The sequence below is a fragment of the Deltaproteobacteria bacterium genome, assembly GCA_016875395.1.
GTDB lineage: Bacteria > Myxococcota_A > UBA9160 > UBA9160 > UBA6930 > VGRF01.
Genome location: VGRF01000030.1, coordinates 42,153 through 53,046, shown reverse-complemented (window position 1 = coordinate 53,046; position 10,894 = coordinate 42,153). Strand labels below are relative to the sequence as shown.

At 71.4% G+C, this 10,894-nt stretch carries 10 protein-coding genes; 4 read left to right on the top strand and 6 right to left on the bottom strand.

The window, feature by feature from the left end:
- Window positions 1-33: 33 nt before the first annotated feature.
- Window positions 34-585 carry an FRG domain-containing protein gene (locus tag FJ091_18610; protein ID MBM4385370.1) on the bottom strand — a complete coding sequence of 184 codons (552 nt, stop codon included), beginning with the start codon at window positions 583-585 and terminating at the stop codon, window positions 34-36.
- Window positions 586-652: 67 nt separating this feature from the next.
- Window positions 653-4,171: a transcription-repair coupling factor gene (gene mfd, locus FJ091_18605; GenBank protein MBM4385369.1), complete on the bottom strand. Its 3,519-nt coding sequence runs from the start codon at window positions 4,169-4,171 to the stop codon at window positions 653-655.
- Between the two features lie 135 nt (window positions 4,172-4,306).
- Between mfd and FJ091_18600 the strand changes: the two genes are divergently transcribed.
- Genes FJ091_18600 through FJ091_18585 form a run of 4 tightly spaced genes read left to right on the top strand, consistent with a single transcriptional unit; the run spans window position 4,307 to window position 6,781 of the window.
- The gene (locus FJ091_18600; protein ID MBM4385368.1) at window positions 4,307-5,041 is read left to right on the top strand and encodes a glutathione S-transferase N-terminal domain-containing protein; all 735 of its coding nucleotides are present in this window, start codon (window positions 4,307-4,309) and stop codon (window positions 5,039-5,041) included.
- Window positions 5,038-5,538, top strand: a complete 501-nt coding sequence (locus FJ091_18595) for a hypothetical protein (protein ID MBM4385367.1) — start codon at window positions 5,038-5,040, stop codon at window positions 5,536-5,538. The genes FJ091_18600 and FJ091_18595 overlap by 4 nt, the downstream gene beginning before the upstream one ends.
- A gap of 29 nt (window positions 5,539-5,567) precedes the next feature.
- A complete protein-coding gene (locus FJ091_18590) occupies window positions 5,568-6,398 on the top strand; it encodes a glucose 1-dehydrogenase (protein MBM4385366.1) in 831 nt (276 codons plus the stop codon).
- Window positions 6,399-6,412: 14 nt separating this feature from the next.
- Window positions 6,413-6,781, top strand: coding sequence for a hypothetical protein (locus FJ091_18585; GenBank protein MBM4385365.1), 369 nt, complete (start codon window positions 6,413-6,415; stop codon window positions 6,779-6,781).
- Here FJ091_18585 and FJ091_18580 read toward each other — a convergent pair.
- From FJ091_18580 to FJ091_18565, 4 genes are read right to left on the bottom strand one after another with little or no spacing between them, the layout of a single operon-like run.
- On the bottom strand, window positions 6,778-7,917 hold the full coding sequence (locus tag FJ091_18580) for a glycosyltransferase (protein ID MBM4385364.1): 1,140 nt from the start codon (window positions 7,915-7,917) through the stop codon (window positions 6,778-6,780). The genes FJ091_18585 and FJ091_18580 overlap by 4 nt on opposite strands.
- Before the next feature lie 5 nt (window positions 7,918-7,922).
- A complete protein-coding gene (locus FJ091_18575; GenBank protein MBM4385363.1) occupies window positions 7,923-8,090 on the bottom strand; it encodes a hypothetical protein in 168 nt (55 codons plus the stop codon).
- Window positions 8,087-9,721 carry an alkaline phosphatase family protein gene (locus FJ091_18570; protein MBM4385362.1) on the bottom strand — a complete coding sequence of 545 codons (1,635 nt, stop codon included), beginning with the start codon at window positions 9,719-9,721 and terminating at the stop codon, window positions 8,087-8,089. Before FJ091_18570 ends, FJ091_18575 begins: the two co-directional genes overlap by 4 nt.
- 7 nt (window positions 9,722-9,728) lie before the next feature.
- Window positions 9,729-10,757, bottom strand: coding sequence for an NAD-dependent isocitrate dehydrogenase (locus FJ091_18565; GenBank protein MBM4385361.1), 1,029 nt, complete (start codon window positions 10,755-10,757; stop codon window positions 9,729-9,731).
- Window positions 10,758-10,894 lie beyond the last annotated feature (137 nt).

The window sequence follows — 10,894 nt, the reverse complement described above, 5'->3', positions numbered from 1 at the left end:
ACACCGTCCGTCCGCACTCGAGCCTCGGCAATCTCACGCCGGCAGAGTTTGCCGCGCGAGGTCGATCAACAGAGCAACCAGGGGCCGTTCTCTAGAGACCGTTGGTCCGAGAAATGCCAGCAGGTCAAGACCGTTGCTTTCGACCATGAAGACGAGAGCATCCTCGTCCGGAAGCTCGCAGCAGGCGAAGTAGAGGCCCACGAGAGGATTAGCCGTCCAATCTAGCAAGCGCGTAGGCACACCGAAGTGCTGTGCCACCTGAAGCCACCGCAATTCCTCGTCGACCGCCGGAACGCGACTTGCTGGGAGCTTGATCTCTGCGACTCGCTTGAACTCTACGAGAAGCGCCAGCGCCCGCTCGCGCTCACGAAGCGTTGAGAAGCGCAAAGCGGAAGGGACAAGTCGCCAGTCCTTCGATGCGTGACCGCGGAACCAGTAGGAGCCCGGCAGTCGGAGGAAAGGCGAGAGGAGTGCAAGGTAGTCTGCGAGTGACCCGACTGGATCGCGAACGAGGCGGCATTTAACGCCCCTCGTGTCGAACCGGCTCGATGGATCCCTTCTGATCACCATGAGCGGGAGGTACACAAGTACGTGAGGCAAGGAAAGTTCGACCAGTAGGCTCTGGCGCAATCTGGCGGGAATTGGCGATTTCTCACACCGCCCCCAGCTCGCTGAGCACCTCGCGCGCCCGCGCGAACACCGCCTCGGGATCGCGCGCGGCGAGCTGCGCGCGGATGCGCTGATCCGGCATCACGCGCAGATCTTTGCTTCGGCGCGTGACGAGCTTGTGCAGCTTCGCGGGGTCGACGCGCGTGGACGACGCGGCGGTGAAGACGAGCTCGGGGCCGTCGAGCATCACCTGGGCGATGCCGAGCGTGCGTGCGGCGATCTTGAGGCGGATCACGGCGAGCAGGTTCTCGGCCTCTTTCGGCAGCGGGCCGAAGCGGTCGAGCAGCTCGTCGCGCAGGCGATCCGCTTCGGCGTCGTCGGGCGCGCTCGCGAGGCGCTTGTAGAGCACGAGGCGCTGCTGCACGTCGGCGACGTAGGCCTCGGGCAGGCGCGCCGCGACGCCGAGGCGGATCTCCGGGTCGACCTGCACTTCCCGCTGCTTGCCGCGCAGCTCGTCCACCGCCTCGCCGAGCAGCTCCATGTAGGTCTCGTAGCCGACCGCGCCGAGGTTGCCCGACTGCTCGGCCCCTAACAGATTGCCCGCGCCGCGAATCTCGAGGTCCATGTTCGCGAGGCGGAAGCCGGAGCCGAGCGCGGAGAGGTCCTGAATCGCTTCGAGGCGGCGCCGCGCGTCGCTCGTCAGGGCCGCCTCGCCGGGAATCAGCAGGTAGGCGTAGGCGCGCTGGCTGCCGCGGCCCACGCGGCCGCGCAGCTGATAGAGCTGCGCGAGGCCGAGCGCGTCGGCGCGGTCGATCAGGATCGTGTTCGCGCGCGGCACGTCGACGCCGCTCTCGATGATCGTGGTGGAGAGCAGCACGTCGGCTTTGCCGTGGAAGAAGTCGTAGGTCTTCTGCTCGAGCTCGCGCTCGGGCATCTGGCCGTGCGCGACGATCACGCGCGCCTCGGGCACGATGCGCGCGAGCAGCTCGGCCACGTTGCCGATCGTCTGCACGCGGTTGTGCACGAAGAACACCTGCCCGCCGCGCCGCGTCTCGCGCAGGATCGCCTCGCGAATCAGCGACTCGTCGAAGCGGCACACCTGCGTGCGGATCGCGATGCGATTCGGCGGCGGCGTCTGGATCACGGACATGTCGCGCAGGCCGCTGAACGCCATCTGCAGCGTGCGCGGGATAGGCGTCGCGGTGAGCGTGAGCACGTCCACCGTCTGCTTCAGCTCCTTGATGCGCTCCTTGTGCGCCACACCGAAGCGGTGCTCCTCGTCGATCACGAGCAAGCCGAGATCGTGGAACGCGATGTTCTTCTGGAGCAGGCGATGCGTGCCGACGACGATGTCGACGCGCCCGCTCGCAAGGCCCTCGAGTGTCTTCGCCGCGTCCTTCGGCGGGTCGAAGCGCGAGAGCGACTCGATCGTGGCGGGGAGGCCCTCGAAGCGCTTCTGGAACGTCTCGATGTGCTGCTGGCAGAGCACGGTCGTGGGCACGAGCACGGCGACTTGCTTGCCGGCCATGATGACTTGATGCGCGGCGCGGATCGCGACCTCGGTCTTGCCGTAACCCACGTCGCCGCACACGAGGCGATCCGTCGGCCGCGCCTGCGCGAGATCGGCGAGCACGTCGTCGATGGCCGCGAGCTGGTCCGGCGTCTCCTCGTATGGGAAGCGCGCCTCGAACTCTTCGAGCGAGCGGTCGCGCGGCGGAAACGCGAAGCCCGCCGCGAGCTCGCGGGCGGCGTGCACGGCCAGCAGCTGCTTCGCCATGTCGCGCACTTTGCGGCGCACGCCGCTCTTGGTCTTCTCCCACGTCGCGCCGCCGAGCTTGTCGACGGGCGGCAGTGCGCCTTCGTTGCCGACGAAGCGCGTGACGAGGCTGAGGCGGTGCACGGGCACGAAGAGCTTGTCGCCGCCCGCGTACTCGATGCGCAGGAACTCGTCGCGCGTGCGCCCAACGTCGAGCAGGACGAGGCCGCGGTAGATGCCGATGCCGTGCTCGGCGTGCACGAGGTAGTCGCCCGGGCTGAGCTGCCCCAATGACTCGATCGCGAAGCCCTCGGCCGCGCTGCCAGCGGCGCGACGCTTCTCGCGCGGCCCGAAGCACTCTTCCTCGGTGAGCACGACGAGGCGCTCGTCCGCGAGCACGAAGCCCTCGCTGAGATCGGCGATGCGCACCTCGATCGCGCCCGGCGCGGACCACGCCGTGTGCGGCGCGAGCTCGCGCGCGAGCGACGCCTCCACTCCGTACTCGCCGAGCAGCACGCGCGTGCGCTCGGCGCCCGAGAGCGCGTGTGCGGCGATCACGATGCGCATCTCCTCGCGCGCAAAGCCGGCGAGCGCGCGGACCAGCGGAGCGAGCGGCTCCGGCTCGCCCCGCGCCGCGCGCAGCGAAGCCGCGAGCTCGTCGTGCCCGAACGCCTTCACCGCTTCGGCGCCCGGCGACACGACCTCGAGGCGCTCCAGCGAGATCGCGCGCCGCCGCGAGACCTCGGCGAGCAGCGCGTCTGCGCCGACGTAGAGCGCGTCGGGCTCGCACACGAGGCGGCCCGCTTGGCGCGCGCCGTCGTGGTTCTCGATCACCTCGCCCGAGAAGCGCAGCAGGCGATCGTGCCCGAGCTCGGGCTCGTCGATGACGATGAGCGCGCTCTCGGGAAGGAACTCGAAGATCGTCTCGAGCGCGGGCTGGAGCAGGGGCGCGATCGACTCGGCGCCGGCGGGAATGCTGCCGCGCAGCAGCGAGTCGAGGAGCAAGTCGATGTCGCGCGCGGCGACGCCCTGCGCGAGCGCCGCGGCGCGGATCGCGTCGCCGCGCTCGATGGCGAGGTCGCGCGTCACGAGCAGCTCGCGCGGCGGCGGCGCGACCACGCGCTCGAGCTCGGCCTGCGAGCGCTGGCTCGCGGGGTCGAACTCGCGCAGCGACTCGACCTCGTCGCCGAACAGCTCGATGCGCACGGGCTTCGCGAGGTGCGGCGGGAAAAAGTCGACCACGCCGCCGCGTACGGCGACTTCGCCGCGCTCCTCCACGACCGATTGCCGCGCATAGCCCGCGGCGAGCAGCGCGGCGACGAACGCGTCGCGATCGAGCGGCTTCCCCTTCACGACGCCGAGCGACGCGCGCAGCACCGCCTCGCGCGAGGGAACTCGCGGCGCGAGCGCGGTCCACGGCGCGACGAAGATCGGCGGCGCGCTGCCGTTCGCACCGCCCTGGCCGAACACCGCGAGGCGGTGCAGCACGTCCATGCGCTGCGCCACCACGAACGGCTGCGGCGAGAAGCGGTCGTACGGCGTCGTGTCGGGCGCGGGGAACATGCGCACGCGACCGCCCTGCTCGGGCGGCAGCTCGCCGAGCACGAGGCGCAGATCTTCGATCAGCGCATCCGCGGCCTTCGCGCCGGTCGCGACGACGAGCACCGGCGCATACGCGTGCGCATCGGCGAGCCGCGCGATCGCGATGGCGCGCGCGGCCCCGCGCAGGCCCACGAGCCGAGCCGGCGCCGTGCGCGCGGCCAGGCGTGCGGCGAGATCTGTTAGGCGCGTGGGCGTGGCGTTCACGATGCGTTTCCGAAATGCACGACGGCCCCGCCCCGCATGCGCAGGGTGGGGTGGTCGTTCTGAAGTGGCGCGCAGCTTATCGGAAGGAGACGCGGCGATCGCGATAGAGTGGGCGTCGCGCCCGCGGAGGACCCCATGATCGACGTGCACTACTGGCCGACGCCGAACGGCAAGAAGGTCACGATCTTCCTCGAGGAGGCGGGCGTTCCCTACCGCGTCGTCCCGTGCAACATCGGGCGCGGCGATCAGTTCAAGGCGGAGTTCCTGAAGTGGAACCCGAACCACCGCATGCCCGTGATCGTCGATCACGCGCCGGCCGACGCTGGCGCCCCGCTCTCGGTGTTCGAGTCGGGCGCGATCCTGCTCTACCTCGCGGAGAAGACGGGCCGCTTCTACCCGCGCGATCTGCGCGGCCGAACGGAAGTGCAGCAGTGGCTGATTTGGCAAATGGCGAATCAGGGCCCGAAGCTCGGCGAGTACGGACACTTCCACCGCCTCGGTGACGCCGCCGGCGATCAGAGCTACGCGAAGCGCCGCTTCTCGGACGAAGCGAACCGGCTTTACGGCGTGCTCAACAACCGCCTCTACGACCGCCGCTACCTCGCGGGCGACGAGTACACGGTCGCCGACATGATCTGCTTCCCGTGGGCGGCGAACCCGCAGCTTCACGGGCAGAACCTCGACGACTTCAAGTACTTCAAGCGCTGGCACGCCGAGTTATCAGGGCGACCGGGCGTGCAGCGCGGCATGGCCGTCGGCAGCGACCTGCGCATGGACCCCGGCTCGCTCTCGAAGCCAGAGCAAGAGGCGCTGCGCAAGATGCTCTACAACCAGCGCGCGATCGCCGCGCCGGAGGGCGGCCTGCTGTGAGCGCGAGCCTCGAGGCTGCGCGCAAGGCAGCGCCGAGCCTCAGGCTGCTGCTCGCGCCGCTCACGCGCAGGCTCGACGGCGACGAGCGGCCTGTGTTCATGGCGCGCCTCGAGCGGCTCGCGGGACAGCGCTACGAAGCGTGGGCGAAGCAAGCGCCCCAACATGCGGGCGCTCTGCTCGCGTGCGCTCGCGGCGAAGAAGAGATCGCACGGCGCGCGGATGCGCTGTTCCCGCTGACGCCGGCACGGCACGCGAAGCTCGATGCGCTGCAAGAAGAAGCGCGCCGGATCTACGACTCGCTGTTCGTCGGCCTCGCGCTGCGCGAGCAGATCGCGCTGCAAGCGGCCGCGGAGCGCCAGGGCGCCGACGTGTGGCGCGCACTCGCTGCGGCCCTCGCGCTCGCGAAGGCGGCGCAGGATGCGCTCGCCGAGCTGGCCAAGACGGAAGAAGAGAACGCGAAGCGGCTCGAGCAGCTGCTGGAGCGTTGGAACGACTGACGCGCGCGCGGCGCGCAAAGGAGGACGAGATGGCAGGGCGACTCGAAGGCAAGGTGGTGGTTGTTACGGGCGCGGCGTCGGGCATCGGCGCCGAGACCGCGCGCGTGTTCGTGGCGAACGGTGCGCGCGTCGTCGTCGCGGACTTCCAGGAGGAAGCGGGCGCGAAGGTCGCCGCGCAGCTCGGCGAGCGCGCGCGATTCATCCGCTGCGACGTGACGAAGGAGGCGGACGTCGCCGCGGCGGTGGACCTCGCGGTGAGCGCGTTCGGTCAGCTCGACGTGATGGTGAACAACGCCGGCATCGTGGGCGCGGTGGGGCCGATCGCGAACACCAGCGCCGAGCAGTGGGACAAGACGATCGCGGTGCTGCTGCGCGGCGTGTTCCTCGGCATGAAGCACGCTTCGCGCGTGATGAGCCCGCGCAAGACGGGCGCGATTCTCTCGATCGCGAGCACCGCGGGCGTCGTCGGTGGTCTCGGCCCGCACGCCTACACCGCGGCGAAGCATGCGGTCGTCGGCCTCACCAAGTCCGTTGCGTCGGAGCTCGCGCCGCTCGGCATTCGCGTGAACGCGGTCGCGCCGGGCAACACCGTCACGGCGATGACGAGCTCAGTCATTACGGGTGATCCGAACGCGACGGCGAAGACCGAGCAGCAGATCAAGGCGGGCTCGGCGCTCGGGATCGCGGGCATGCCGAGCGACATCGCGAACGCGCTGCTCTACCTCGCGAGTGAGGAAGCGCGTTACGTCACTGCGCACACCCTCGTGGTCGACGCGGGCCAGACCAGCGCGATCGGGCGCACCGTGTTCCACGACGCACCGAACGAGGTGATCCGCGAGGCGGGCAAGCGCGAGAAGTAACCGGAGGCGCGCGCGTGGAGAAGCTGCTGAAGGGCCTCGCGATCACGCTCGGCGCTTCGCTGATTCTCGGCGAGACGCTCCGCAGCTGGGGCCAAGGGCGGCCGCTGCCGTTCGTGCTCGACGACTACTTGATCGGCGGCGGCCTGATCGCGGGCGCGCTCTGGTTCCGTGCGGACGATCTGCGCCGCCGCGCCGCCTTCGCGGCGGCGTGGGCGGCGACGATGGGTGGCCTCTACGGGAGCTTCTTCGGAAAGCTGCTCGAACCTGGCGGCGACTTTCACACCAACATTCCAGGCGGGCTGCTCACCGCGCTGATCGGCGTCGCCTACGCGACCTCGATCTTCGGGATGATCGCGACGATCGCGCTGAAGCCGCGCGGCTAGCGCCCGCGCGCGATCGCCTCGCGCGCGAGATCGAGCGTGTCGGTCGCGAGCGCGGGCCAGTCGTGCGCCTTCAGCAACGCGCGCTGACCACCCGCTCCGAGCTGCGCCGCGAGCGCGGAGTCGTCGTAGACGCGCGCGATCGCGGTCGCGAGCTCGCCTGCGGCGGCATCCCGGCCCAACAACCACGCCGATTCGCCGTGCGCGAGCGTGTCGGCGAGCGGCGCGCGCGCGACGACGGCTCGGCTCGCCTCGAGGTATTGCAGCAGCTTGATCGGGAAGCCGCCCACGTGGCGGCGCGGCACGACCGCGCAGCGTGCGCCGTACACGAGCAGCCGCGATTCCTCGGGCGAGGCGACGCGCAGCACGGTGAGATGCCGGAAGCTCGCGCGCCGCGAGTCGTGCGTGGCGACGACGATCTTGCGCGGCGCGAGCTCGCCGACAGCGGCGTCGAGCTCGGGCAGATCCTGATAAGCGTCGAGGTTGCCCGTGTAGATCGCGTAGTCCCCCGGCGTGAGCTCGTGGCGCCGGCACACGTCCTCGACTTCATCCGCGTCCGGAGCGCGCTCGCGCGTCCAGCCCGGCGGAACCCGCAGCAGGGGCGCGCGCACGTGGGGGCGCAGCGCAGCCTCCGCTGCGCGCGAGAGCACGAGCGTTGCGTCGGCGCGACTCGCGAGCGCCCGATCGAGCGCAGCGCCAGGCGCGCGCGTGAGGCGAGCGACCGCGCGCGCGCTCGGGAGGTACGCCGAGAGCTCGATCTCCCACAGCGTGTGCGCGACGTAGACGACCGGCGCCCGCAGCAGCGGGCGCAGCGCGAGGGCGAGCAGCGCGGCCTCGGCGTTGTGCGCGAGCACGGCATCGAACGCGCGCTCGCGGTGCGCACGAACGAGCGCGCGCATCAGCGACGCGTCGCTCGGCAGTTTGCGCAAGTCGAGCCGTGCGGACGGTTTTGCCGGCGCGAGCCACGGCGCGCTGCGCACGAGCTGGAGCGCGCCGGTGTCGCGCCCGTCGCCGCGCCCATAACAAAACAGCGTGACGTCGGCGCCGGCCGCGGCGAGCGCGCGCGCCTGCTCGTCCGCATAGCGCTGCGAGCCTTGCGGCGCGGGGAAGCGAAACGCAGCGAGCAGCGCGAGTCGCATCGCGCCTACTCCGCGAGCCGCGGCGCGAGCTTGCGCAGCGCGACGTTCGTCGCGGGCTCCGCGCGAGGCGCCAGCCGAGCACGCTCGGAGAAGCGATGCCGTTGCTTCCACAACAAGCCGGCGCCGATGTCGCGTACGGCGTGGCGCGCCGTGCGTTCGCGCTGCGCGCTCACTCGAGATACCCGAGCTTGCGCAGCTGCTCCGCGACGAGCGCTTCCTCCGCCGCGGAGTACGCGCGCGCTCTGCCGAGCGCGTGACCGTCGAGTGCGTCGAACGAGAGTTCCATCGCGCGCAGAATCGTGGGCGCGGTGTCGACGATCGATGCGGGCGCGAGCGCGCCGCGCGCCTCGCTCGCGCCGGCTTGGATCCAGATGCCGTGCGTCGTGTGCACGCCGTTCATGCCGCGGCCCTTGCCGCCCGCGAGCTCGTGGGACTCGAGCCGCCGCACGCTCGGGCCCGCGCCCTCTGCCCACGGCGTCGGCACCAGCGCGAGGCCGTAGCCTTCGTGCTGCGCGAGCTCGACCACGACATCGGGTGCGCGGTCCGTGTGCGGTCCCTGATAAATCTCCTCGCGCCTCGCGGCGCGCGCGACGACGCGCGCACTCGAGTCCGGCAGCTTCCAGTCGCGCAGTGCGGCCATCACGTCGTCGCGCACGCGCTCGTAGTCGCCGGGCGCGACGCAGCCCTCCGCCTCGCGCCCCGCGAGGTTGATCCAGACGCCGGGCTGTGTGTTCACGTCCTCGCTGAAGGCGACGCTGCGCGCCCAATCGACGCCGGCGAAGCGCGCCGCGCTCTCGACGCGCGCCGCGGCGCCGCGCAGCTGGCGGAACACGCGCTCTCTCGCGCGCGGCGGCAGTGCGCGCACCGCGACGTCGCGTGCGAAGCGGGCCGCGGAGTCGAGCGCGCTGCCCCGCTTGCGCGCGAGCAGCCCGCACTCCGCGAGGCGCCGCCCGAGGTGCACGACCTCGCGCGCCGCGCCGCCCGCGCCGTGATCCGAGAGCACGAAGCACGCCGCGCTCTCGCCGAACGCGCGGCGCAGCTCGCCGCAGGCGGCATCGAGCGCCTCGTACACCGCCGCGACTGCGCCGCGCCGCTTCGCGCTCGCGGCCGGTTCGTGGCGCGGCGAGTGCGCGTCGTGATCGCGCCAATAGTGGTGGCAGACGGTGTCGCTCTCCGAGAAGACGACGCACGCGAGGTCGGGCGCGTCGCCGCGCGCGCGCAGCTGCGCGAGCGCTTCGAGCGCGAACTTCGTCTTGCGCGCGATGCGCGTCAGTAACGAGTCGATCGCCGCATCGTGCCAGCCTTCGCCATGCGCGCCCTCGTCGAGGTCGGGCGTCATCCACGGGCCGACGCGCGCTTCGATCGCCCGGTAGAGCGCGGGGTCCGACGCGCGCGAGGCGTCGCTCCCGGCAGAGACGGGCGCGTCCCAGCCCGAGACGAGCAGGCCGCGCACGGGTTCCGGAGGGAACGTCGCGGGCAGACCGAGCACGAGCGCGCTGCCGCCGGCGTCGCACACGCGCCGTGCGAGCGAGGTGCCGTCGCGATCCGCGGCGTTCGCGAAGCGCAGCGCGTAGGCGCCGGGGACCTTCTGCGTGAAGTCGAAGAGCCCATGGCGACCTGGGGCGAGCCCCGTCCAAAAGCTCGTCCAGGCCGGGAACGTCATCGCGGGGGTCGTGCTCGCGAGCGGCGCGAACGCGCCTTCGGCCAGGAGGCGCGCGAGGTTCGGCAGCCGGCCCGCCTCGGCGAGCGGGCGCAGCACGGCGAAGGTGGCGCCGTCGAGGCCGAGCACGAGCGCGGGGCGCAACAAGGGACTACTGCAGGCGCGAGGTGACGGCGCGCGTGAAGGCGTCGGTGCCGGCGCTGCCGCCGAGGTCGCGCGTGTGGTTCGCGGCGTCCGCGAGCGTCGCCGCGACCGCGCGCTCGACGCGCGCGGCAGCTTCCGTCTCGCCCAAGTGCCGTAACAACATCACGCTCGAGAGAATCACGGCGGTCGGGTTCGCGAAGCGCTTGCCCGCGATGTCGGGCGCGCTGCCATGAACCGCCTCGAAGATCGCGCACGACTCGCCCACGTTCGCGCCCGGCACGACGCCGAGGCCGCCGACGAGGCCCGCGCCGAGGTCCGAGAGGATGTCGCCGTAGAGGTTCCCGAGCAGCAACACGTCGAACTGCGTCGGGTCCTTCACGAGCTGCATCGCGCAGTTGTCGACGATGATCTCGCGGAAGCCGACGCTCGGGTGCCGCTTCGCGACGCGGCGGGCGCACTCGATAAAGAGCCCGTCGCTCAGCTTCATGATGTTCGCCTTGTGCACCGCGGCGACTTCGCGGCGTCCCTCGCGCTCGGCCAGTGCGAACGCGTACTCCGCGATGCGCAGCGAGGCGGCCTCGGTCACGACCTTGAGGCTCTCCACGATGCCGGGCGCCACGCGGTGCTCGAGGCCGGCGTAGAGGTCCTCGGTGTTCTCGCGGACCATCACGAGGTCGATCCCGGTGTAACGCGAAGGCACGCCGGGCAGCGTCTTCACGGGGCGCACGGAGGCGAACAGGTCGAGCGACTGCCGCATCGTCACGTTCGCGCTCTTGAAGCCGCCGCCGACCGGCGTCCCGATCGGGCCCTTCAGCGCGAGCCCGGTCTTGCGGATCGCGTGCAGCACGGCTTCCGGCACCGGGGTGCCGTACTTCGCGACGACCTCCGCCCCGGCCTCGGCCATCTCCCAGTCGATCCGCACGCCTGCCGCCGCGATCACGGCGCAGGCGGCCTCGGTCACCTCCGGCCCGATCCCGTCGCCCGGGATCAACACCGCCGCGTGCCGCTTTCCTGCGGTCCCATCCCTAGAACCCATCTCAAACTTCCTCCCGTCGCCCAGCACGCGTCTTTGCCCGGCCGGCATCGTTGCGCTTCGCTCGACGTATCGACGGATACGCCTTCGCTCGCGCGCCTCGCCGGCCGGCCAAATCCGCGCGCCGGGCTCGGTCCGGA